At 48.7% G+C, this 26,397-nt stretch carries 15 protein-coding genes; 13 read left to right on the top strand and 2 right to left on the bottom strand.

What is annotated here, in order from left to right; translation table 11 throughout:
- Positions 1 to 4: 4 nt before the first annotated feature.
- From DW096_RS15555 to DW096_RS15540, 4 genes are all read left to right on the top strand, one after another.
- Positions 5 to 1,306 carry a histidine-type phosphatase gene (locus tag DW096_RS15555; RefSeq protein ID WP_117963348.1) on the top strand — a complete coding sequence of 434 codons (1,302 nt, stop codon included), beginning with the start codon at positions 5 to 7 and terminating at the stop codon, positions 1,304 to 1,306.
- Positions 1,307 to 1,462: 156 nt separating this feature from the next.
- On the top strand, positions 1,463 to 1,942 hold the full coding sequence (gene ispF / locus DW096_RS15550; RefSeq protein ID WP_005833434.1) for a 2-C-methyl-D-erythritol 2,4-cyclodiphosphate synthase: 480 nt from the start codon (positions 1,463 to 1,465) through the stop codon (positions 1,940 to 1,942).
- A 38-nt stretch (positions 1,943 to 1,980) separates the two neighbouring features.
- The gene (locus DW096_RS15545; protein WP_057281549.1) at positions 1,981 to 2,997 is read left to right on the top strand and encodes a metallophosphoesterase family protein; all 1,017 of its coding nucleotides are present in this window, start codon (positions 1,981 to 1,983) and stop codon (positions 2,995 to 2,997) included.
- Positions 2,998 to 3,020: 23 nt separating this feature from the next.
- Positions 3,021 to 4,076: a Gfo/Idh/MocA family oxidoreductase gene (locus tag DW096_RS15540; RefSeq protein ID WP_057281550.1), complete on the top strand. Its 1,056-nt coding sequence runs from the start codon at positions 3,021 to 3,023 to the stop codon at positions 4,074 to 4,076.
- 11 nt (positions 4,077 to 4,087) lie between these two features.
- Here DW096_RS15540 and DW096_RS15535 read toward each other — a convergent pair whose 3' ends face one another.
- Entirely contained in the window at positions 4,088 to 4,948 is an 861-nt protein-coding gene (locus DW096_RS15535; protein WP_057281551.1) for a hypothetical protein, read from the bottom strand.
- Between the two features lie 67 nt (positions 4,949 to 5,015).
- Positions 5,016 to 6,071 (bottom strand): porin, encoded by a 1,056-nt coding sequence (locus DW096_RS15530; RefSeq protein WP_057281552.1) that lies wholly within the window; start codon positions 6,069 to 6,071, stop codon positions 5,016 to 5,018.
- Between the two features lie 286 nt (positions 6,072 to 6,357).
- Between DW096_RS15530 and DW096_RS15525 the strand changes: the two genes are divergently transcribed.
- The 9 genes from DW096_RS15525 (at position 6,358) to DW096_RS15485 (ending at position 26,388) form a co-directional block, all read left to right on the top strand.
- Positions 6,358 to 8,637: a sialidase family protein gene (locus DW096_RS15525; protein WP_227212805.1), complete on the top strand. Its 2,280-nt coding sequence runs from the start codon at positions 6,358 to 6,360 to the stop codon at positions 8,635 to 8,637.
- A gap of 254 nt (positions 8,638 to 8,891) precedes the next feature.
- A complete protein-coding gene (locus tag DW096_RS15520) occupies positions 8,892 to 11,429 on the top strand; it encodes a hypothetical protein (RefSeq protein ID WP_057281554.1) in 2,538 nt (845 codons plus the stop codon).
- A 566-nt stretch (positions 11,430 to 11,995) separates the two neighbouring features.
- Positions 11,996 to 13,837: a collagen binding domain-containing protein gene (locus DW096_RS15515; RefSeq protein ID WP_117963350.1), complete on the top strand. Its 1,842-nt coding sequence runs from the start codon at positions 11,996 to 11,998 to the stop codon at positions 13,835 to 13,837.
- Between the two features lie 102 nt (positions 13,838 to 13,939).
- On the top strand, positions 13,940 to 15,397 hold the full coding sequence (locus DW096_RS15510) for a glycoside hydrolase family 76 protein (protein WP_118931032.1): 1,458 nt from the start codon (positions 13,940 to 13,942) through the stop codon (positions 15,395 to 15,397).
- An 18-nt stretch (positions 15,398 to 15,415) separates the two neighbouring features.
- Positions 15,416 to 18,586 carry a TonB-dependent receptor gene (locus DW096_RS15505; protein WP_057281556.1) on the top strand — a complete coding sequence of 1,057 codons (3,171 nt, stop codon included), beginning with the start codon at positions 15,416 to 15,418 and terminating at the stop codon, positions 18,584 to 18,586.
- A gap of 34 nt (positions 18,587 to 18,620) precedes the next feature.
- Positions 18,621 to 20,687, top strand: coding sequence for a RagB/SusD family nutrient uptake outer membrane protein (locus DW096_RS15500; RefSeq protein WP_117963352.1), 2,067 nt, complete (start codon positions 18,621 to 18,623; stop codon positions 20,685 to 20,687).
- A gap of 28 nt (positions 20,688 to 20,715) precedes the next feature.
- Entirely contained in the window at positions 20,716 to 21,531 is an 816-nt protein-coding gene (locus tag DW096_RS15495) for a DUF3823 domain-containing protein (RefSeq protein ID WP_057281558.1), read from the top strand.
- A gap of 121 nt (positions 21,532 to 21,652) precedes the next feature.
- A complete protein-coding gene (locus tag DW096_RS15490; RefSeq protein WP_057281559.1) occupies positions 21,653 to 23,833 on the top strand; it encodes a hypothetical protein in 2,181 nt (726 codons plus the stop codon).
- Between the two features lie 59 nt (positions 23,834 to 23,892).
- Positions 23,893 to 26,388, top strand: coding sequence for a glutaminase domain-containing protein (locus DW096_RS15485; protein ID WP_057281560.1), 2,496 nt, complete (start codon positions 23,893 to 23,895; stop codon positions 26,386 to 26,388).
- Positions 26,389 to 26,397 lie beyond the last annotated feature (9 nt).

Below are 26,397 nucleotides of genomic sequence, written 5' to 3'. Positions count from 1 at the left end.
TCCTATGAATTTTAGATTGAAACGAATCGTTTTTTCTACCATTCTTTTTGCCGCATCGGCTGTGCATACATCGTCGTATGCACAAGCCACGCGCGAAGAAATCTTCGATAACATTGCCGTTACCGGAGGAGTGTATTATGCCTATCCGGCACCGGGTGTACAGACCAAGGCACCGAAGGGTTACGAGCCTTTCTATATCAGTCACTTCGGACGTCATGGCTCGCGCTGGCTGATTTCTGACGAGGAGTATATCCGTGTGATGGAAGTGTTTGAAAAGGCACATCAGGCAGGTAAACTTACTCCGCTGGGCGAAGATGTGCGCAAGCGGTTGGCTATTGTCTGGGCAGATGCCGAAGGACGCGGTGGAGACTTGAGCCCAGTGGGCGTGGATCAGCAGCGCGGTATTGCCGAACGTATGTATCAGGCATTTCCCGAAGTCTTTAAAGGTGCGCCGGAGATGTCGGCATGTGCTACACTCGTAATACGTTGCGTACTCAGTATGGATGCCTTCTGCGAACGTCTGAAGGAATTCAATCCCCAACTGAAGATTGAGCGTGAATCCAGCAACAAATACATGCCTTACTTGAACTTTCATACGCAGGAAGCCATGAAGTTCACTTCGCACAAGGGCCCTTGGTACGAGGAGTTCCGCAAATTCGAGAAGAGCCATGTTCGTCCCGAACGTCTGATGAACTCACTTTTCTCCGATAAAGAGTTTGTCCATAAACGTGTGAATCCGGAGGAACTGATGCGCGGTCTTTATGCGATAGCCTCGGACATGCAGGACGTGGAGCAGGAAGTATCGTTCTATGATATTTTTGAGAAGCAAGAGTTATTCGACATTTGGCAGATACACAACTACAAGAACTACGTGTGCGACGGTCCCTCGCCCATGACCAACGGACTGATGGTGGCAAACGCCAAACCGACACTGGAGAACATCATTGCCGCTGCCGACGAGGCTATTGCTTCGGGTAGAAACTCGGCTACTTTCCACTTTGCACATGATGGAAACATTATCCCCCTGGCAGGATTGATGAAGTTGGAGAACTGCTATAACGAGGAGGCCGACCCCGATAAGTTCTATCAGGCGTGGTGCAACTACAAGGTTGCGCCGATGGCAGGAAATATACAGCTGGTGTTCTTCCGCAAGAAAGGCTCGCCGGAAGATGTGATTGTAAAACTGTTGCTGCACGAGCATGAAGTAAGTATCCCGGTGAAGACGGATATGGCTCCTTTCTATCACTGGCAAGATGTGAGAGCTTTTTATAAAGGAATTGTAGACAGTCTGCCCGACAGACCGTAACATATTCTTCATGCTCCATACCGATTGCACGGTTTACTTCCGATTTTCTTTCCACAAGGGGAGCAAAAAACGGCGTAATCCGTGCAATTTGTGTCTTGTTCCTTCTCTTGTTCCTATTTTTTCCGTACTTTCGTATCAACTTAAAGAAGTAACGATATGAAGATACGTGTAGGTTTCGGCTTTGATGTCCACCAACTGGTGGCAGGGCGCGAGCTTTGGCTGGGCGGTATCCGCCTGGAACATGAAAAGGGATTGTTGGGGCACTCGGATGCAGACGTGCTCATCCATACTATCTGTGACGCATTGCTGGGAGCGGCGAATATGCGCGACATCGGCTATCATTTTCCCGATACTGCCGGTGAGTTCAAGAATATAGACAGCAAGATTCTGTTAAAGAAAACAATAGAACTGATAGCTGCTAAAGGCTATTTGGTGGGTAATATTGATGCTACCATCTGCGCTGAGCGGCCTAAGTTGAAGTCCTATATTCCCGAAATGCAACGTACGCTTGCCGCGGTGATGGGAATAGACGAGGATGACATCTCCATCAAGGCCACCACCACGGAGAAACTCGGCTTTACGGGCAGGGAGGAAGGTATATCCGCCTATGCCACTGTATTGATAGTGAAGGAATGACATGAAATAATATCAACTCAATTTAATCATCCACTTATATGAAGAAAATCTCCTTGACCTTTTGTCTGGCACTTTTATCCTCCTTGTTCTGCCCGGCACAAGTATCGCCTTTACAGTTCAACAAGAATGGAGAGTTTAAAATCGTCCAGTTTACAGACATCCACTTTAAGTATGGTAATCCGGCTTCAGACATTGCTTTGAAGCGTATTGGCGAGGTGCTCGATGCTGAGCGCCCCGATTTAGTAGTCTTTACCGGCGATGTGGTCTATGCCGCACCTGCCGATACAGCCATGCGCAAGGTGCTTTCCTATGCTACGGACCGTAAGATTCCTTTTGTCGTAACCTTTGGTAACCACGACAACGAGCAGGGAAAAACACGTGCCGAACTTTATGATGTTATCCGTTCCATGCCTTTCAATATCCAACCCGACCGTGGCGGAGTTGAATCCCCCGACTATGTCCTCACACTGAAATCCTCGGACGGCAAGAAGGATGCAGCCCTGCTTTACTGCATGGATTCCCATTCCTACTCTAAACTGCCCGACGTAAAGGGGTACGACTGGCTCACTTTCGACCAGGTGAACTGGTACCGTCGGCAGAGTGCCGCTTATAAAGCAAAGAACGGTGGCCAACCTTTGCCTGCACTGGCATTCTTCCACATCCCTCTGCCGGAATATAACGAAGCCGCTTCCGATGAGAACGCCATACTGATAGGTACCCGCATGGAAAAGGCTTGCGCTCCGGAGCTGAATACGGGCATGTTCACTGCCATGAAAGAGGCCGGTGATGTGATGGGTATGTTTGTCGGACACGACCATGACAACGATTATGCCGTAATGTGGAAAGGCATTCTGCTGGCTTACGGCCGTTTCACCGGTGGCAATACCGAGTACAACCATTTGTCCAACGGTGCCCGTGTCATTGTGATGAAGGAAGGTGCCCGTACTTTCACCACCTGGATTCGTCTGAAAGGTGGTGAAATCATTGATAAAACAGTCTACCCGGATAGCTATGTGAAAGACGATTGGCGTAAGCGTCCGTTGGTGACGGAATAAGGGTGAACTTAAAAAAGAACGATATGGACAAGATAAGAACCGGATTAGCCGCTTACGGAATGTCGGGACGTGTTTTCCATGCTCCCTTCATCTCCACCAACCCTCATTTTGAATTGACTGCCGTTACGGAGCGCAGTAAGGAACTCTCCCGGGAGAAGTATCCCGACGCTTGTATTGTGCGGAGTTTTGAGGAACTTATCGGACTGGAAGGGTTGGATTTGGTTGTCATCAACACACCGGACAGCACTCATTATGAGTATGCTCGCCGCGCCCTCGAAGCAGGTAAGCATGTGGTTGTGGAGAAGCCTTTCACCACCACCGTAGCAGAAGCTGAGGAACTTGTGGCACTTGCCGCAAGCCGGGGGCTGACCTTGAGCGTTTACCAGAACCGCCGGTGGGACTGTGATTTCCTGACAGTCAAGCAAATACTGTCCAAGGGCTTGCTGGGACATCTGGTGGAGTTTGAGTCCACCTTTCCCCGTTATCGTAATTTCATCAAGCCGAATACTTGGAAGGAAACCGGACAAGATGGCGGCGGCTTGACCTATAACCTGGGCGCCCACGTCATAGACCAGGCTGTGCAACTGTTCGGGATGCCCGAAGCCCTTTTTGCAGATATTGCCACGCTGCGCAAGGACGGCAAGGTGGATGATTATTTCATTATCCATTTGTTGCGTCCCTCAAAAGCGCCTGAAGTGAAGATAACACTGAAATCCAGCTATCTGATGTGCGAGAACGAACCCCGTTTCGTTCTTCACGGCAGGGAAGGGTCTTACGTGAAATATGGCCTCGACCCGCAGGAAGCGGCCTTGACCGAGGGTGTATTACCCGGTACTCCGCACTGGGGCGAGGAGGATGAGTCCTCTTGGGGGCTGCTTCATACCGAAAGGGACGGCAAAGTCGTGCGTGAGTCCTATCCGAGCCTTCCCGGTAATTATGCTGCTTTTTACGAGAATATCTATCGGCATATCCGCCACGGCGAACCTTTGCAGAGCGATGCCCGCGAGGTGATCGGAGTCATCCGCTTGATAGAGGCAGCCTGGGAAAGCAGCCGTATGCAGCGTGTGGTTCGTATCTGATAGAAAATCCTTTACCCGGTAGGGACGTGTAACTTCACATGTGTCAGCCGGGTATATTTGCTGCTTCCTATCATATAGGTACGTGCTATGCGTGCCGATGCTATTTCCATGATTTCCCCTACTTGGTAGGCATGTTCCACGGCAGGCAGTTGGCATGATTTCCGGCTTGCCGTGCGTGCGTTCATCCGGATGCTGACGAAGTTGCCGACGGAGTCTTTCAGTTTCAACACTTGGCGTACGTAGAAATAAGGAGTGGTTCCTTTGAGCTGTGTCTTGTAGGGGTTGTCTTCCAGTCGTACGCTGAGTACGGTCAGTGTCAGGTTCTCCACTCTTTCCCCTTCCTTCCCCAGAAAACGTCCGCCGTTGGTTTGGTACGTTTTTCTTCGTTGTATGTCGAGGTAGACCGAATGGTAAATCTTGGCAATCTGTACGAAACGTTCCTGTTTGGGGATGCGAGGCTGGAATTTGAAGGCTATCCACGTGAGATAGGCAGGGTCTATACGGAGAATTTCGTGCAGGAAGTGGCCGTGGTATTTGCCTATGGAGATAATGTCGTCCCCTTTGCTCTGCATTCTTTTGGCATTATACTCCACAAGCAGCAGGCTGCGCGGCGAGTAGAAGCATAGCGTGCTTGCCATCCGTAGCGTTTCGTGAATGTCGGTGGAAAGGTCGCAAATGTAGAAGATGGACTGTCTTCCGGGCAGTGGAGAGTAAACCCACAAAGTATATTGGGGATGTTCCGGCCGGGGCAGTACGACAAGATAGGCGCCTACTTCCTTATAAGAGGCTCTCCCTTGATTGTATGCATTCAGTTTACTATACAATAAGTCTTGTTCAGTCTGCGGTATACCGGGTATGATTGGATTTGCCATAGCTCGGAATAATTTATTCCAAATATACATTTTTGGAATGAAAGAAACAAGGGGAAGCCAAGAAATATCAGAAACGTACCATCAATTCCAATACTACTTTGTCTTGTTCCGACTCCTTCGCTATGCTGTTTTTGGCATAGAAGTATTTCTCGTAATTCAACCGGAGGTCTGTGCGGAATGCTTTGCTGAGGCTGAAGGTGATGCCACTTGTCAGGCGTTGGCGTTTGTAGTCGGTCACCGTCAATCTGCCGGTTTCCTCATCGGCGGTTTTGGCGTCGCTCTGGTCGGTCATCATGTCATAGCGTAGCAGGAAAGACATTTTGTTGAATACTTTCCGTAACGGCAGATCGTAGTTGATGAAAGTGTTGACGGCATGTACATCTTTGAAGGCATTGTCGGAATATTGCTTGTACAAGTATTCGCCTTCGATGTGGAAACGGCCGGTTTCATAGTAGGCACCGATGTCGTAGGATTGCATACGTACTTCTTCCGGTTGGATGCTCTGCACGCTCAGTGTCAGGTTCAGTCCTTTGGTGAAGAGGAACTGGGCTTTGGCGGAGTAGTTCACTTCCTTGTGCCATTCTTTCTGGTTGGTCAGTCCGGAACCGTTGAAAAGTCCTCCTTCCACGGTGATAGGTACATCGGTGGGCAGGGTATATCCTACTGTGAATCCTACATCCCGTACATTGCCCACTTGCTTGGCGATGAACGACCGGTTGGGGAAGTATTGCTGGTGCGGTGAGCGGTGGGCATCGATGGTGAAGGGAACACGCATTTGTCCGGCGGTGACCGTCAGTCCTTTTGTCGGGAAAAGCCGGGCGTAGGCATCCAGCATCTTGATTTGGCCTTCGTCGGAGAGGTCTATCTCGGCTTTGTAGGCAACAATGGGCAGTACGTTGCCCGTTACGCTGATACGTGCATTGCGTACCTCGAAACGTCCTGCACCCATAGTGGTCTGATATTCGTATTTGGCGCGGATGGTTCCGTGGACTTCCGGCAGGTAGTCTTTCGTTTCCATCTTTTCCTTTTCCATCTTTTTCCCGTCCTCGTTGATGGAAGGGGGCTGGGCAATTGCGGCCAGTGGCAGCAGGGCAATCAGTACTGTCAATACGCTTTTCTTCATGATTTGTTGTTGTCGAATGATTTGTCGGCGGCAAAGTTCGGACATGCGTGTTGTGTTTTTGTGTCATATATGTTGCATTGTTGTTACAAAAGCTGTTGGAGAGGAGAGTTCTTATGGGTACTATTTTAATCTTTTTATGGCTTGATTTAGTTTCTTGTTTTTGTTAATATGTTGTTTATTAGTATTGTATATGCGAAGTGTCAAATGTTTCAGCCTGAAATATCAATGAAATATTCTTATCTTTGGAAGCAATATAAAGAATGTTTGTTTTAGGACCCTGATGCTTATGAAAAGACAGTTGTTTTTAGCAGGAATAAGTTTGATGTTGGGCGGCATGCCGATGCTTGCTCAAGATATATCTCCGGTGAATTCCGTTTCTTACGAATGGAAGAGCGTACCGATAGTGGGAGGAGGCTTTGTGGACGGTATCGTTTTTCACCCAGAAGCTCCTGGTGTCCGTTATTGCCGCACCGATATGGGAGGAGCCTATCGGTGGGACGCTGTTTCCAACCAATGGACGCCTTTGCTGGACTGGATAAGTCTGGATGAAAGTAATCTGCAGGGGGTGGAGAGCATTGCCATCGACCCGCAGAATCCGCAGAACGTGTATATTGCCTGCGGTACGTATACCAGTAGCTCCAATGGGGCCATACTTTGTTCTTATGATGGCGGCAGAACCTTTACTCGTGTCGATGTGCCCTTTACGATGGGCGGCAACGAGAATGGGCGTGGCAATGGGGAACGGATGATGGTGGACCCGCAGAATGGGAATATCATTTATATGGGGACCCGTTTGCATGGCTTGTGGCGCAGTACGGATAAAGGACAGAGCTGGGCACGGGTGGTGTCTTTCCCGGATGTCTCCGAGAAGTTCAATCCCGCCGACCGTGTCGCATGGGGGAATCGCGGCAGTGGCATTGTCTGTGTTGCCTATGATGCACAAGGCACTCGTGATGGGCGCGGCACCTGTGACATTTATGTGGCAGTTTCATTGATGGGCAGGGAAAATCTGTTCGTGAGCCACGACTATGGTGAAAGTTGGCAGCCGGTCGGGGGACAGCCGGTGCAGTATCGCCCCACGCATATGGTCTTGACCGGTGACGGGCAATTGGTTCTGACGTATGGAGATACTCCCGGTCCAAGCCAGATGGGGGATGGAGGCGTATGGAAATACGATACCCGTAAAGGCAAATGGACAGACATTTCTCCCGTCAGACTGCCAGGTGGCGAAAAGGCAGGATTTGGCTATGCAGCCGTATCTGTAGATTCTCGTAATCCGAAGCATCTGATTGCCAGTACACACAGTCTGGGGGGCAAGCACGGTTATAAAAGTGATGAGATGTTCCGTACGACTGACGGTGGCAAGAGCTGGAAACCGATTTTCAAGACGGGATATGAGTATGATTATTCTAAGGCTCCCTATACAAAAGTAGCCCCTCTGCACTGGATGTTCGATATTGAGATAGACCCTGCCGACGCCGAACATGCCATGTTTACCACCGGTTTCGGTGGTTGGGAAACTTTTAATCTCTCTGCCGTGGAATGTGGGGAACCGGTGAAATGGAGTATCATGTCTGCCGGTATCGAAGAGACCGTGCCCCTCGAACTCTATGCTCCCGAAAAAGGGGCGCGTCTGATTTCCGGTATCGGTGATTATGGTGGCTTTACGCATTTCGACCTCAATCGGCCCGACCCGTTGGGCAGCCATGCCAATCCTCATTTCGGAAATACGAATGGAGTGACGGGTGCCTGGCTGAAGCAGGATTTGATAGTCAGGGTTGGTACACTGTTCGGCCATCAGCCGGGTGCAAAGACTATTTCATATTCAGAAGATGGAGGCAGGCACTGGACTATGTGTGCCACTGTTCCGACTGAAAAATCTCGTAATGGGCATATCGCCGTGGCAGCAGACGGCTCTTCTTGGATTTGGACACCCGACCACTCGGAGGCTTATCTGACTCGTGATAAAGGGGCTTCTTGGCAATCTTGTCGTGGTTTGCCTAAGAATATCCGCGTCATTGCAGACAAGGTGAACCCCCAACGTTTTTATGCTGTAGATGCTGTGGCCGAAATATTGTATAGCAGCGAGGATGGTGGGGCGACTTTTCATGCCGACACATTGAATTTAACTGTTAAACGGTTCCAACGGGGTAATGCCGGTGCCGCCGTACGAAGAGGAGATCCGCGTGGAGGGCAAGACCGTATCTACGCTACTCCCGGTCATGAAAAAGATTTGTGGATTGCAGCTTATGATGGTTTGTACCGCTCTGCTGCTTCAGAAAAATTTGATTTCCGTGCTTTGGATAAGGTACGTACCATCTATGCTTTTGGTTTTGGCAAGGCAAAGCCAGGCAATGATTATCCTGCCATCTATCTGATAGGCGTAGTCAACGGGCAATATGGTTTCTTCCGTTCTGACGATGCGGCGAACTCTTGGGTACGTATCAACGATGATGCCCATCAATATGGCCTGGTATTGCATATCTGCGGTGATATGCAGGAATATGGGCGGGTTTATATAGGGACACATGGCCGGGGAATTGTGACGGGAGTACCTACGTCATAATTTTTCCATGCTGCCTTCCTAATCTCTCCGTATCTACTTCTCATCCAGTCCGTACATCTTCCGCTTCTATAGGAGCGAGGATGATACGGACTTTTAGTCTTTTATAATAGCTGTATAGGAACTTACTTTATTTTAGCAAAATATTATTCGTTCATTAATATTTTATATATTTGCATTTCAATCTTCCCATCATTTCTTAATAAATGTTGGCTAATGTTTTATGATGGCATTGCATAACCTTAAATGAAAACCTAATGGTACATTTATATAGATATATCATTTTAATAATCAGTCTTTGCACTACCCAAATGGTTTCCGCATACGGATTGAGATTTCGTGGCGCAGCCAGCCCTATCGACGAAAGGACATCCTATGATGTGTTTGCCCACAGTTGTCCCTCTTTCAAAGACTACTTTGACTTGGAGTTCAACATGGCTCTGTATTCTACCGAGAGTGTCGGCTATGTATTGCGGGTTAAGGGAGCTGACGAAGGACAGATTTTCAATCTTTTCTTTGATTTTCGTGGCGATGACATCTTGTTCCGTTTGAACCAGGAGGGGAAGTGTGTGTTGATAGCCTTGCCTGTCAGTAAGGCGGAGGCGATGAAATCCCATTGGTTCAAGGTGAAGATAGCTTTCAACCTGAAGCAGGATGAGATTACTCTCAAAATTCACGATCAAGAAAAGGTATGTAAGGGGGTGTTGCTCTCTGATGAGTTCAGTCCGAAAATCGTGTTCGGTAAGAGCGACCACATCATTGACGTTCCGGAGATAGCTGTTGACAAGCTGGTTGTGAATGCCGAGCATACTTACACATTTCCCTTGGATGAGGCGGACGGAGAATCTGTCTGTAACCAAGAGGGTACTCTTTATGGAAAAGTGGAGAACCCGATATGGTTGATTAACGAGGCCTATCACTGGAGGAAAGAGGGTGGCTTTGCGTCGGCTTCGGAAGCTGGTTCTTGCTACAATGCCGACAGAAACGAGATTTATTATTTCAACCGTGATTCGTTGTTCGTCTACAATATGGAGACGGGAAGCACTTCTGCCAAGGCTTTTGCCGAACGGTGTCCTGTGAAGCTGTTTCTTGCCGGCAGTTTCTTCGATAGTGGTAGTGAAAGGCTCTATGCCTACGAGGTGTATACCGAGAATGGAGATTCAGAGCCTATGATAGCGAGTTTGGACTTGCATACGTTGGGCTGGAGGGTGGAGAGTTACAGTCGGCTGAGTATGCAATTGCATCATCACTGTTCCTATTATGATGCAGTTCGCAAACGTTACACCATCTTCGGCGGTTTCGGCAATATGTACTACAGCAATAAATTCTATATGTTCAATGCAGAGGAGGGACGTTGGAATACGCTGGGTTCTCTGTCCGGCGATTTTCTTTGTCCGCGCTATTTCTCTTCGGCCGGTTATCTGGACAGTAATCATTCTGTCTACATTTTCGGGGGCATGGGCAATGAGTCGGGCGACCAGGTGATAGGTCGTTGTTATTTTCACGATTTTTATAAGGTGGATTTGCAAGAAATGCGTGTGCAGAAGCTTTGGGACATTTCAGAAGGACAGCCTAATATGGTTCCGGCGCAGGATATGGTTATACTGAATGACTCTTGTTTCTATGTCTTGCGTTATCCCGAGAGTGTCTCCAACTCGTTTTTGCATCTTTACCGTTTTTCTGTAGAAGATGGCAGTTGTCATATATTGGGTGATTCCATTCCCATTTACTCCGACAAAATCACGACGAACGCTCGTCTTTATTACAACGAGCGTCAAAGCAGGCTTTTTGTGACCGTGCAGGAAACAAGCGACGACGTGTCTTCCAAATTTTCTGTCTACTCACTGTTGTTTCCACCGGTTTCTCTTGAAAAATATACTGCAAATAACGGTGGAGGAAATGCTTTACATGTGTGGCTGGTACTGGTAGCCGCGGTTGTGGCTGTAGCTGGCGGAAGCGTGTGGATAGTGTACAAGCGGCATCGAAACTCCGGCAAGGGCGAGGATGGCAAAGCTGTGCGACAGGACAAGGAACAACTTCCTGAAGCCTCTGATGTAAAGGTGGAGAAGATGGCAGTGGATACGGGAACTGTCAATTCGATGTATTTATTCGGTGATTTCTCCGTTTTCGACCGGAACGGACGCAATATCTCCTATATGTTTTCCTTGCGTATCAAGCAGATATTCTGTCTCATTTTGCGTTATAGCGATGCCGACGGAATTTCTTCCAAGCAACTGAGCGATTTGATATGGCCCGACAAGCCAAAGGACAAAGTGAAAAACTCGCGTGGAGTAGCCATCAATCACCTGCGCAAAATTCTAAAAGAATTGGATGGCATAGAACTGGTTTACGAAAAAGGATGTTTCCGTTTCACGCTGTCCTCCGATTTTTATTGCGACTATTTGCGTTTTATGGCGATAGTTGCCGAAAACCGGATAGAGGAGTGCCGACAAGAGTTCTTGTATATCGTAGGGCGTGGCAAGTTTGTCGGCTTTATGGACGGTCCGTTGTTCGACGGTTTTAAGCAAGATGTGGAGTGCCGCTTGGAAGTGCTTGTCTTGCAGTTGATGAAGGAGGCTTTCGAGGCGCAGGATTATGCGGAAACTGTGAGTTTGGCCGAAGCGGAATTCAATATCGACCCGGTGAACGAGACAGCCTTGTCTTGTTGCCTCAAGTCGCTTTTCATACTCAAGCATGAGAATGCCGCTATTGGCACTTACCAGAAATTTGTGGCAGAATACAAAAAATATACGGGGGAAGATTATCCTCATCCTTTCAGTCTTTACTGGAGTTAGTTCCCCGGCACGTTGCATCCGGTGCTTTCAGTCTTCTCTCTTTTTATTCTTCGGTCTGCCTCTTTCAGCTTGTCCGATGGCTCTTGTTGTGTCTGATAAATGTTTACAAAGCGAAAAGCTTTTGACTTCAGTCGCATATTCAGGATACCTCAGTCTTATACTTAGGTACCCTCAGTCGTATACTTAGGGTATCTTAGTCGTATACTGAGATAACACTATTATAAAGCCTCTGATAATTAGCGTTTTAAGAATTAAGGTTCCGGCGTTGATAAAAGAGGACAAATGGACTGTTGGAAATGGGGGGTTAGTAGAACCGTGCGATAATTGTTTGATTCACGTTTCCCCTTTCGATACTTGAAGAGTCAAGTGCAGTCTGTCCTTTCTTTTATGGGTTAAAATAGTTCGGATTAATGTTTTTTTTGTCCCATTATACGCAAATTAACCCTAAAATTAACCCATGCAAAATCAAATTTGTGGTCGAGGGGGCGGTTTACAATGCCCTGAGGCTGATGTGGGCGATTGGCATCGGCTCCTTTGTTATATTAACTTCTAATAATAATTAAACTATGAAACAGGCAAAAAAGCTAAAAGTCTTCGGACTGATGACCATGCTTATAAGTATGGTGTTCATGGTAAGCTCCTGCTCGGATGATGACACGGGCGGAGGGGCTTTATCTTATGGAAAGGTGACGGGTGTCGTCACGGACGATTTATCTTCTCCCCTCGAAGGGGTAACGGTTCAAGTCGATGGTTCCGGTATAACGGCTACACCGGACGGCCCTCGGGCCACGACAAATTCACAGGGTGTATATACACTCGAAAACATTTCAATAGGTACACATATAATTACATTTACGAAAGCCGATTACCAGACGGTAAGCGTTACCGTTGTGGCAGGAAAATTCAACGAAGAACAAGTAGCCGAAGTCAGCCCTAAGATGGAGTATGCAGCTGCAAAAATCAAAGGAAAAGTGACCGATGCAGGAAAGGGAAGTGCTCCGTTGGAAGGGGTGACAGTCAGCATCAGCTCTACGCAGACTACCACCACCGGAAGCGACGGTACGTTTGAAATTGGCAATTTGCCGCTGGCGGACTATACCGTTACATTTACGAAAGATGGTTATGCTTCTATCGTGAAGAAAGTGGTTATGGCCGACTTTGTGGATGGCATTGCTACTACAGACGTGCGCATGGGGGGAACGGAAATCCTGCGCGGACTGACCATCGACGACTTGAAAGCTGCCGAAAAATGGTATTATAACGAATACCGCGGTGGACGAAACGCCGAAAGCTATCCCCACTGGGACTGGGCTTGCAACTACATGTGTACGATGGACTTCCGTGGCGACTGGGAAGAGCAGAACGAAGGTACCACTCTCCGCATTCGCAACAATGAAGACGACCGCAAGAATCCCGCCGACTTGGAGATGTTCGATTCCTTTGTATTCGGAAGCAAGCTGATTACAGAAGACAACTACATGATGACCCTCCAGATTCGTACGCACAGTGCCGACGAAGCTGCTCCGGCATACTATGGCGTGCAGGTGGTAGACCTGGCTGCTGCCGATCCGAAAGCTGAGATGGTGGGCGACGTCAGAACCTATGCCTCGGAAAATTACACTTCTGTTCCGGTAGACTTGAGCAAATACATCGGTAAGGAAGTAATCATTGCCATCGGTACATTCCGCGCCCAGACAGGCGACTACTGGAAGCAATTGGTATTGCGTCGCATCGCTTTTGCCAAGGAAGTTGTTGAAGGATGGGGATGGTTGCCGGGAACAGCAGTCGAAGAACTGGACGGCTGGAAGATGACTCAGGAAATGGTACGTTCTACCATGCCGCAAGTGAAGTCGCAGTTCACGGGTATGAGCCCCATCGGAGGAGGCCGCGATAACTATGTGGACGCTTATCGTGCATGGCGCGAGGTAGACCACGTTTGTGCCGAGTGGTCGTATATGCCGCTCAGCAAAGACCCTGAGGTATTCCCTTCCGAAGGTTATCTGATAAAGACACGTGGTGGGAACAATGTGAGCACAACCGTGCCCGAATCCTATTTCTATGCCAAGTTCTCCATTGCATCCGGACGTAACAAGATGACATTGAAGACCCGCAATTTCAGCGGAACGAATGCCACCTTCTTCAAGGTGACAGCCATCCGCATGGATGGAACTCTTATGCACTTGGCACCTGCCTCCAATACGGCTCAGTTTGCCGAGGCTGCCGCCGACGGTTGCTGGAAGTTTATCCATGAGGCAGGAGGAAAGGGCGATCCGGAAGGATATGCCGATTTTGTTTACGATTTGTCTCAGTTCAACGGAGAAGACGTGATGTTGACTATCGGTATCTTCAAAGGAGAAGAGAACGGCGACGAGAACAAGCTGGTGCTGCGTAGCATAACAATGGAATGACAAACTACTGATTTTAATTATTCTTGAAGCTTTCCCCTTACTTCTTTCTGCATCTTATGGAAGAAGGAGGAGGGGGAAGGCTGAAGAAACTAATAGTATGATATGAACAGAATGAAAAATTTATTTACTTTACTGACTTTGCTTTTATGGACGTTAGTGGCTTGCAGCAACGACTCTGCTGCTGATGAAAAGCCGGGCAGCGGGGGGACGGATATTCCTGCGGGTAATCTGCCGATGCAGAACGTGGCGCGTGCCATAGAGCTGATTGACAATGCCGTGGAGTGCTATTTCACGGGTACGGGCATGGCTATGTCACGTTATTACAATCCTTATACAGGCAATCGTTCCAGCGAGTTGGGCAGTGTGTGGATGTACACCAGTTCCATTGAGGCTGTAAACGCTGCGATGAAAGCCATGAAGACCGGGCAGGCAAAGGGTGAAACGGCTCTTTATGATTCTCACTTTAACCGTTACAAGGAACTCTTGACCCAACTTTATGATAATTTGGAGTATTATGCAGGTACTTTTACGCTGACCTCTTATACGCAGACCAAGCAGTGGACGGTATACGGCGTAAACCGTGGAAACGACAAAGGAGCTGCCCAGGTAGAAGGCATCCTCAATGTTTACGATGACCAGATGTGGCTGGTACGTGAATTATTGGAATCCTATCATATCACTGGTGAGCAACGTTATCTGGAAAAGGCGGAATACCTGATGGAATACGTGCTCGACGGTTGGGATTGCACTCTTGATGAACAAGGCAATCCGTTGGGAGGCATCACATGGGGCCCCGGGTATCTCACCAAGCACTCTTGTAGCAACGGTCCCATTGTCAGCCCGTTGGTGTGGCTTCATGAAATTTACAAAGGCAAGTCAGACGAAGTGACCTACGGTTATGTGGCTGCCGATAACAGCCGCAAGCTGCGCACGGAGAAAAAGTCCGACTATTATCTGGGTTTTGCCAAAGCCGTTTATGATTGGCAAAAGAAGTATTTGCTGAGACCCGACGGAGTGTACGACGACATGATGGGCGGTTATGATTCGCCGGACATAAAATATGTCACCATTGATGGCGAACGCTATCGGACGGGTTCCAAATTGCGCGATCGCGTAGGTCCGGCCATCACTTACAACAGCGGTACGATGCTTTCCGGTGCTGCCGACCTTCTCAGAGCTACGGGCGATGCTGTCTATCGGACGGACTTGGCTGAATTGACTGATAATAGCTTTGCTTACTTTGCCAAACCTGATGCCACAAAACCAGGTTGCTATACATTTGACATCAGTGGATTTTGCAATTGGTTCAACGGTGTGCTGATGCGCGGATATGTGGATGCTTATTCAGCCCACACTGTTGCTGCAAGCTGTATCGAGGCTTTCCAGAACAATCTGGATTATGCCTACGAAAATTATCAATACAAGCATATGCTTCCCACTAACCTGCTGGTGGGCTGGAATAAAGCCGAAAGGACCAAGAACAATGTGGAAGGCATGTTCACTTTTGCTTTTGCAGCCGAGTATGCAGTGTTGGCGAATTATGAATGGAGCAAAAATTAATTTAAAAAATAATGGACTATGAAGAATTTTAGCAAGATGCGACAAGGATTATCCTGCATGGTTATGGCACTACTTCTGATGCTGGTTCCGGCAGATATATTCGCACAAAACTCTATTTCCGTTTCGGGAATAGTCATGGACGATACCAACGAGCCTGTCATTGGTGCTGCCGTCATGGTGAAAGGTACTACCACCGGTGTCATTACCGACATTGACGGACACTACACCATCAGTGTCCCCGCAAACGGTATCCTCAGCTTCTCTTATGTGGGATTGAAAGACAAGGAAGAGAAAGTGAACGGACGTACCACTATCAACATCATCATGGAAACCGATTCCAAGATGATAGACGAAGTGGTGGTGATAGGTTACGGAACACAGCGTCGCGGTTCGGTGACGGGTGCCGTTTCTGCCGTAAAAGGTCAGGATATGATAAAGACCAAGAACGAAAACCCACAGAACATGCTGACGGGACGTATTCCCGGCTTGCGTGTATGGCAGAAGAGCTCTGAACCCGGAACTTTCAACAACAGCTTCGATGTTCGCGGTATGGGGGCTCCATTGATTATCATTGATGGAATTCCCCGGAGTACGGAAGAGTTCCAGCGTTTGAATGCAATGGATATTGATGACATTTCCGTACTGAAAGACGCTTCAGCCGCTATTTATGGTGTACGTGCCGCCAATGGTGTAGTGTTGGTGACTACTAAAAAAGGAGGAGCAGGAAAAACGGAATTCTCTTACAACGGTTCCTACACTTTCCAGCAACCTTCACGTATGCCTGAACTGTGTGACCCCTATGAATCAATGACACTGTTCAACGAAATGTCGATGAACAACATCAACGGCGGTTCATGGATTTTCAGCGAAGAGAGTTTCGAAGCATTCCGCAACGGCACGCGCCGTACAACGGACTGGAACGACCTGATTATCTCTAACGTGGCTCCGCAAACGCAACATGACATCAGTATTTCCGGTGGAACTGAGAAGACGAAGTTTTACATCAGCATGGGTTACTTCTATCAGGAAGGTATATTCCGTTCAGGAGATTTGAACTACAACAAGTTCAACCTGCGCTCTAACATTTCGACTGAAATTGCTAAAGGTATAAAATTCGAACTCGGTGTGAGCGGTATCTCTGACGAACGCAACACGCCTTACACCAGCTCACAAGACATCATCCGTAACTATTGGCGTCAAGGTGTTCTCTATCCTGCATACGCCGATCCCGAGGGGACGATGTTGAACTACAACGGTTTGGATATGGAACAGAACACTGTGGCTATGATGACGGCTGACGTTTCCGGTTACAAGAAGTACAAACAGAAATATTTCCAGTCCTCGGCTACTCTGACGGCAGACTTCGGCGAATACACTCCGGTGTTGAAGGGGTTGACTGCCAAAGCTATGTTCAGTTACGACTACCGTGCCGACAACAACGAAGCTTTCCGTAAAGAGTACTACCAATATGCTTATGACGAGCAGACCGGCACCTACAATCAAAAGGTCTATAATGAAAGTTCACCCAGCAACATGCGCCGCGAATTCTATGACAAGTCGCAGATGCTGGGACAATTCACGGTAAACTACGACCGAACCTTTAACGATGTTCACCACGTGGGCGGTGTTATCGGTTGGGAAGTGCAGAAGCGCAACGGTGACAACTTCTACGCTGTCCGCGACCTGGCATTCTCCATGCCTTACCTGCTGGCAGGTGTGACCGAAGGCCAGATTGGTGCCATGCAGACAGGTAATAACGACCTCTATGAGCAGGCCAACGAAGCCTTGATAGGTCGTATCAACTACTCGTTTGCCGACCGCTACCTGCTGGAAGCACAGTTCCGTTACGACGGTTCCAGCAAGTTTGCCAAGGGACACCAGTGGGGCTTCTTCCCCTCCGTATCGGCTGGATGGAGAATTTCCGAAGAGCCTTTCTTCAAGAGTATCGATGCTCTGAAGTTCGTCAATCAGTTGAAGCTGCGTGCCAGCTATGGTATACTAGGTGACGATGGCGACCTGAATTATGACTGGGCTATGGGGTACACCTACCCTTCGACCAGCGGCAACATGGCCAACGGCGACTACAACGGTTATTCGCCGGGCTACATTTTCGGCGGCAAGTTTATCAGTGCAGCCAGTCCTATGGCATTGCCTAACGAGAACATCACTTGGTTCAAATCGAAGACATTCGACATCGGTTTCGACTTTGAAGGATGGGACGGCCTGCTGGGTGTTTCGTTCGACTACTTCAACCGTTTGCGTACCGGCCGTTTCGCTCGCCGTACCGGTGCCCTGCCTACCGTGGTAGGTGCCACTGCTCCGCGTGAAAACCTGGACAGCGACCGCCAATTCGGTATGGAATTGGAGCTGACCCACCGTAATAAGATTGGTGAAGTAGGCTATAACCTGAAGGGTATTGCTACCGTTACCCGTCAGAAATACCTGACTGCTTCGGAAAAAGGACCTTGGGCCAACTCGTATGATCGCTGGCGCAACGACAACCTGACGAACCGTTATCAAGGGGTACAGTTTGGTTATACTTCCGCCGGTCGTTACACCAGTTGGAACGATATTTGGAATTACTACGGCTTCAAGGAACGCGACGTCCTGCCGGGTGATTATAAGTATGAAGACTGGAATGGTGACGGCGAGATTAACGGTCAGGACGAACATCCGTTTGCCTTTGACCAGACTCCGTGGTTGCAATTCAGCTTGAATGCCGGCCTGCAATGGAAGAACTTCGACTTCAATATGCTGTTGCAAGGTTCTGCACTGGGTTCTATGGAATACAAAGAGCCTCTGCACGAAATTTGGGGTAAGAATGGTGGTGGTGCATTGACACAGTTCCTCGACCGCTGGCATCCTGTAGACCCGAAAGCCGATCCCTATGATCCTTCTACAGTCTGGACTTCCGGTCACTATGCTTACACAGGCCGTTGGGCAAAAAATAATTCTGCTTTCAACCGCGTAAGCACTGCTTACCTCCGTCTGAAGAGCATCGAGTTGGGCTATACCTTCCCAAAACTGAAGCAGATTCCCAATGCCAGCCTGCGTGTTTATGCCAATGCTTACAACCTGTTGACTTTCACTGGCGTGAAGTTCGTTGACCCTGAGCATCCCGATGACGATCTGGGCCGTATGTATCCGTTGAACAAGACCTATACACTGGGAGTTTCCCTCTCTTTCTAAGTAATCAATGATATAAACCTAAAAAATAGTAAATATGAAACATAAACTGATATCCGCGATGTTGTGCATGACTCTCGCCACTTCATGTGTCGATATGGATATTGCTCCCAAAAATATCGTGACTTCCGAGTCGTTGCTTTCCAACGAATCGGGTATGGACATCTACATGGCGCGTCTATATAGCAATATGCCGTGGGAAGATTTCAAATATCTGTCTCAATGGGGTTTGAATTTTAACGGATGGTTGAATTCCATCGGTATCGACGGTACCGGCGAAGCAATGAACCGCGATGGTATTTGCCGTGCGTTTACCGGTGAAGACAATGCTTACTGGGGTAAAGCTTTTGAATTGGTGCGCGATGCCAACTATCTGATTGAGAACCTGCCGAAATACCAAGGCTCTTACGCCGAGATTACCTACAATCACTATTTGGGCGAAGCTTATTACGTGCGTGCCACGGTCTTCTACGCCATGGCCCGTCGTTTCGGTGGTATCCCTTTGGTAACAAAGGTCATCCAGTATCCCGGAGACGGCAACTTGGAAGTGCCCCGTGCCAGTGAGGAAGAAACTTGGAATCAGGTTGTGGCTGACTATGACAAGGCCATCGAACTGATGATGCCCGGCAGTCCCAAGAGCGGCTATAGCAACAAGTACGTGGCTCTGGCTTTCAAGTCGGAAGCGATGCTCTATGCAGGTAGTGTAGCTAAATACAATGAAACGGTAACCGGCCGTCTGACCGGCTTGGGTGCCAAAACGGGTGTACGTGTGATTGGATTCGATGAAAACCGCTGGCAAGAGGCTTCCAAGAAGTATTTCACCGAAGCCTACAAAGCTGCTTCAGAGGTGATTAAAAGCGGTGTGTATTCACTTTACAAGAAGAAATGGGCTGCTAACGATCCGGAAGCGCAATATCAGAATATGGTAGATATGTTCTCCGATCTCAGTAATAATCCTGAGAACATCTATGTGAAGGAGTACGCTTATCCCACGAGCACTCACGCTTACGATTCTTACAACCTGCCGCTTACCTTCAAGGCTCCGTTGAATTGTGGCGTTTGCCCGACAGCCGACTTTGTAGAGCTGTTCGACGGTTTCGACCGTTATCCCGATGGTACCCTGAAGGTGACGACGGGCAATTCTTCTACCGAAGGTAACTACGTTATGTATGATAGTCCGATGGATTACTACAAAAATGCTGAGCCTCGTCTGCGTGCTTATGTCATCTTCCCCGGTGATATGTTCAAAGGCAAGGAGATTGAGATTTATGCCGGTGTTTATACGGGTTCCACGCCTATCAAGCCACTTTTTAGCGACTATTCATATGGTTCGGCCACTACTAAGTATAATCATCTGAATGCTTATAAAGAGAAGCCCAAAACGCTTTATCTCAGTCCGAAATCGGAAGACCAGCAGGAAATTGTGACCTTGCCTGATGGTTCTACGATGACGGCTGCCGGCGAGAACGGCCCTTTCTATGAAGATGGTGGAAGCGCCATGACCGGTCTGTTGGCACGCAAATGGTTGAATCCTGACCCTGCATTTGTTCCCCGAGAAGGAAACAGTGCGCAACCCTTTATCCTGATGCGTTATGCCGAGGTGCTGCTGAATGCAGCCGAGGCCGCTGTGGAACTTTCGTTGGCTGGTGCCTCTTCACCGGATGGTACGGATATGTTGAGCGTAGCCACGAAAGCTATCAATGACATTCGTGAACGTGCCGGTGCCCGGTTACTGACTTCCTCACTGGCTGGCACAATCGACAGCCGCGACATCGTCCGCAAGGAGCGCCGCAAAGAGTTGGCCTTCGAGCATAAGACCAAGTGGGATTTGCGTCGCTGGCGTGTGAACCACTATGAAGGTCGCGACGGATTCTGGGGTGAGCAACGTGACAAGGACCGTTTCAGCAACACGACTCGTTATCGTTTCCGTGGTATCTATCCGTTCTATTCGACGGAGACAGGCAAGTGGTTCTTCGACGTTTGTTTCAACTATACGACTGCCGGTGACAAGGACTTTGGCTACACTCCTTTGGACTATTACTTCTCGATTCCGGGTGGTGAGGTTTCTAAGAGTCCTGTGATTGACCAGCAGCCTAATCGATAAAACTCAATAATTTAAAAACTTAAAACGTATGAAAAAGACAATATTCTATAGCTTATTCAGCGCCCTGTTCATGTTAACCTCGTGTAGTATGTTCGAAATAGACAACTATGAGGAACCTGCCGAGACTATCTGGGGCGAGGTGGTAGATGAAGCAACCGGTAAGCGTGTATTGACCGACCAGGGCAGTGAGGGCATCCGTGTCCGCCTGACCGAATTGAGTTGGGGTGACAATGTGCAACACAACCCGGATTTTTACTGCATGATGGACGGTACATTCCAGAACACGAAAATCTTCAAGGGTGAGTATAATGTCCGCATCGACGGTCCGTTCATTCCGTTAGTACGTGAGAATACAGACGGTACCTTGCTTCACGACGGCTCTGTCAATACTGAAATCAGTGGCACGACGAAAGTGAAGTTTGAGGTGCAGCCCTTCCTGAACGTCGAGTTTGTGGGCAATCCGCAGGTGAGCAACGGTGTCATCAAGGCGCAAGTACGCGTAACACGCGGCGTATCGGATGAAGTCTTCCGTGAGAAAATCCAGCCGATGGGCAATTGGAAGGACGAATACTTGAACGTAACCGACATCCAATTCTTCGTCAGCTACTCAAACACAGTAGGCTACCGGGCACGCGACGAGCGTTGGTCGAGCAGCATCAACTATGAGGGCAAGAGTTTCGAGGGCTTACTGGGGAAGGAAGTTACCATTCAGTCGAATGGCAACGTACCTTCGGGCCGCAAAGTGTTTGTACGCGCTGCCGCACGTATTAACTACGACACACCCGTAGGTAGCGGTACACGCCGTTGGAACTACAGCGAGCCGATGGAAGTGCTTATTCCGTAGCCTGATGGTATACAGCCGGGGCTTTGCCACTATAGTGGCAAAGCCTTGCTTGTATGTGGGCAATCTTTTGTCACTATAATGGCAAGAGTAACGATTAATACCATAAAAACAAGAAACCAATATGAAGCAAAAACATTTTTTGATAAGTTTGGCTGTCCTGGCAACAGGCATCTCCGTAGGTGCCCAAACCAAAGACAATGTCAAGACCACTTTTCAAACCTCACGCGAGTGGAAGCCTTCCATTGACAATAGGGCTGATGCGGTGATGGTGTATGGAGTAGGAGGAAATCCCTCGGACAAGTCACGCAAACTATCTTTCGAAGAACGGGTAAAGTCTTGGAAGGAGCGCGGATATATCATACACTTTATGACCGGTATTGCTTGGGGTGAATATCAGGACTATTTCACCGGACAATGGGACGGGAAATGGCATTTGGACGAGGGGCAGGTCACGCAGGCCGGAGACACGATATGGCACGGTCACATGGTGCCCTATATCGTACCGTCGGAGAATTTTTTAAGTTATCTGAAAGAGAGACATGTGAAGAGAGTAATCGACGCCGGTGTGGATGCCATCTTCATGGAGGAACCGGAATTCTGGGCAAGAGCCGGTTACAGTGAGTCCTTTAAGAAAGAATGGAAAAAATACTATGGCTTCGACTGGAGACCGCAACATGAGTCACCGGAAAATACTTATTTGTCGAGCAAACTCAAGTATTACTTGTACTATCGTGCACTGAATGAAGTCTTCACCTTTGCCAAGGAATATGGTAAAAGCAAAGGGATGGACGTGAAGTGCTACGTTCCCACCCACTCGTTGGTGAACTATTCGCAATGGCAGATTGTCAGTCCGGAAGCAAGTCTTGCTTCACTTCCTTGTGTAGACGGTTACATCGCTCAGGTATGGACCGGAACTTCGCGCGAGCCGAATTTCTTTGACGGTCGCAAACGTGAGCGTGTGTTCGAGACTGCCTATCTGGAGTATGGTTCCATGGAGTCGATGACTGCTCCCACCGGTCGTAAGATGTTCTTCCTGACCGACCCTATTGAAGACTGGCCGCGTGACTGGGCGGATTATAAGAAAAACTATCAGGCCACTTTCACTGCACAGCTACTCTATCCGAATATAGCCGATTACGAAGTGATGCCTTGGCCGGAACGTATCTACGAAGGACTATACCGTACAAGTGCGAATAGCGACAAGAAGGAACGTATTCCCCGTTTCTATTCCACACAGATGCAAGTGATGATTAACGCCCTGAACCGTATGCCTCTGACTGATAATAAACTGACCGGAAGCGAAGGATTCAGCGTACTGATGGCAAATTCCTTGATGTTCCAGCGTTTTCCTACGCATAATGGATATGAAGACCCGCAACTGGCTAACTTTTACGGTCAGGCATTGCCTCTGCTCAAACGAGGCGTACCCGTCAAGACCGTCCACATTGAGAACCTCGGCTATAAAGAAGCGCTGGCTGACACAAAAGTGTTGCTGATGACTTATGCAAACATGAAACCGCTTGAATCCGAAGCGCACAGCCACATAGCCGATTGGGTGAAGAAGGGCGGAGTGCTGATTTACAGTGGGACGGACAACGACCCTTTTCAGAATGTAAGAGAATGGTGGAATACCAACGGGCATAACTATGCTACTCCTTCCGCACATCTTTTTGAGCAGATGGGACTTCCTGCCAGACCGGAACAGGGAGAATACAGTTACGGTAAGGGAACCGTATGTATTGTCCGTACCGCCCCTAAAGATTATGTCCTGCATGAAGGCGGTGACAAAGATTTTTTGTATCTTGCAGCCCGAATGTACGAGCAGAATGCGAAAGCGGGGAAGCTGGAGTTCAAAAATAACTTCTATCTGCAAAGGGGAGATTACGACTTGGCTGCTGTGCTTGAAGAAAGCGTGAGCGACGAGCCGTTTACTGTGGAAGGATGTTTGATTGACCTTTTCGACCCCAAGTTACCGATATACACTTCCAAGCGGATAAATCCGGGTGAGCAAGCCTTGTTGCTGAATGTAGAACGTGTAGCCGGTAAGAAGAAGCCGCAGGTTCTGGCTTCGGCAAGTCGCGAAGAACAGGAAGAACGCGGAAAAGGCCGGTACTCCTATGTGGCGAAAAGTCCTGCCGAGACTTCAAACGTATCGCGTGTGCTGCTGCCCCGTTGTCCTAAGAGTGTGACAGTCGACGGCAGAGAGGTATTCGATGCCAAGCGTTGGCATGTAGCAAGCCATACATATTTGATAGAGTTTGAGAATAATCCTGACGGAGTGTCGGTGAAGTTTTGCTGGTAATCTCAGGCCTTTTATTTTTTAAAGTGTAACAACATAAACAATTATTTTATATAAACAATATGAGAAAAAAGCTTTTATACACCTTGTTGGCTTCATGCCTTTTTGCATGCAGTGACAAGGATACGTCTTACGAAGTCATAAAGAACGACTTGAGAGCACCTGCCTATCCGCTTGTAACCATCGACCCTTATGCCAGTGCATGGTCCATGAGTGATAACCTTTACGACAGCCCCGTGCGCCATTGGACGGGTAAGGATTTCCCGCTGATTGGCGTGGTGAAGGTGGACGGTGTTTCCTACCGTTTTATGGGAACCGAGGAATTGGAGATGAATGCCATCGTGCCCACCTCGCAGCAAGGCGATTGGACGGGGCAGTATACCACAGAGAAGCCTGCGGGCGATTGGACCTCTGCCGGTTACGACGATTCCAAATGGAAGTCAGACCGTGGTGCCTTTGGTACTAAAGAAAATGAGCCTACGGCAAAAACCCAGTGGGGAACCCGCAATATCTGGGTGCGCCGTACGGTAAATATTGACCGTGATTTGACCGGTATACCTGTCTATCTGGAATTCTCCAACGATGACGATGCCGTATTCTACATCAACGGAGTGAAAATACACGGCACAGGAACCACGTGCAACAAGAACAAAGTCGTGAAACTTCCCGATGAGGCTTTGGCGGTTTTGAAGCAGGGCGACAACATCATTGCCGCCGAATGTATCAATCCGGTTGGTAACGGCTTGCTCGACTTCGGCCTGCAGATTCCGAAACATCTGGAAACCGTGTTTGGCAATACAGCTGTGCAGACCTCTGCCGACGTGCAGCCCATGCAGACACACTACGCTTTTACCTGTGGTGATGTCGACCTGAAAGTCACCTTCACGGCACCTCTCTTTATGGAAGACCTGAAGCTGCTGAGCCGTCCCGTGAATTACCTTACTTATAGTGTTGCTGCCCGTGACGGCAAGGAACACGAAGTGGAGGTGTATTTTGAGGCTTCTCCGCGCTGGGCGCTCGACCAGCCTTACCAGCAATCTGCAAGCAAGGGATATGAAGCTGACGGACTGCTCTACCTGAAGAGTGGAAGCAAGGAACAGAACATCCTGGCAAAGCAGGGCGATGACCTCCGCATTGACTGGGGATATTTCTACATGGTTGCTGGCAAGGAAAACACTGCATACAGTGTTGGCAACAGTACCGAACTGCGCAAGAACTTCGTGAACGGAACTTTGAACTCTGCTTCGCTCGAGAGAGAGGACAGCAATGGAAACATGGCTTTGGTGCGTAGCTATGGTAAAGTGAAGAATGTTACCGACAAGATTATACTGGGATATGACGACATCTATTCCATCCAGTACTTCGGTACAAACTTGCGTCCTTACTGGAACTCAAAAGGCGACCGCACCATCGAGGCTGAAATGCTGGCTGCCTACAATGAGTATGACAAATTGCTGGTACGTTGCTATGCTTTCGATAAAAAGTTGATGGAAGACGCTTCAGCAGCAGGCGGCAAGGAATATGCCGAACTCTGCGCGTTGGCCTACCGTCAGTCCATTGCCGCCCACAAACTGGTGGAAGCCCCCAACGGTGACTTGTTGTGGCTGTCGAAGGAAAACAACAGTAACGGCTGTATCAACACCGTAGACCTGACTTATCCCTCAGCTCCCCTCTATCTGATTTATAATCCGGAACTGGAGAAGGGCATGATGAACGGTATCTTCCATTATAGTGAAAGCGGTAAATGGACCAAGCCCTTCGCCGCCCATGATTTGGGTACTTATCCTCTTGCCAACGGCCAGGTATACGGAGGCGATATGCCGGTGGAAGAGAGTGGAAACATGCTGATTCTTACAGCTGCCATTGCTGCAGTAGAAGGCAATGCCGACTATGCTGCCAAACATTGGGAAGTGCTCACCACCTGGACCGACTATCTGGTGGAAAAGGGACTTGACCCTGAAAACCAACTCTGTACCGATGACTTCGCCGGACACTTTGCCCATAACACCAATCTTTCCATCAAGGCAATTTTAGGAGTGGCCTCTTATGGCCGATTGGCTGAAATGCTCGGCAAGAAGGATGTGGCCGAAGCCTATACAACGAAGGCACGCCAGATGGCTACCGAATGGGAGCGCATGGCCAACGACGGCGACCATTATCGCCTGACATTCGACAAGCCGGGTACATGGAGCCAGAAGTACAACCTGGTTTGGGACAAACTGCTCGGACTGAACATCTTCGACAGCAAAATTGCAGAAATGGAGATACCTTATTACCTGACCAAACAGAATATCTATGGTTTGCCCCTCGACAATCGTGAGACTTACACCAAGACCGACTGGATTATGTGGACTGCCACAATGGCTTCCGACCGGGCTACTTTCCGTGAATTCATCGTCCCGGTGCATAAGTTCATGAACGAAACGATAGACCGCGTGCCGATGTCCGACTGGGTATTTACCGACAAGCCCAACTGGCGTGGCTTTAAGGCCCGCTCGGTAGTAGGCGGATATTACATGAAGATGCTTGAAGGCAAGTTGATACAGAATAAACAATGACAAAATTTA

The sequence above is a fragment of the Bacteroides sp. AM07-18 genome (genome assembly GCF_003602695.1).
Lineage (GTDB): Bacteria > Bacteroidota > Bacteroidia > Bacteroidales > Bacteroidaceae > Bacteroides > Bacteroides uniformis.
The sequence above is the reverse complement of the archived record's forward strand: the minus strand, read 5'-3'. Positions and strand labels throughout refer to the sequence as shown.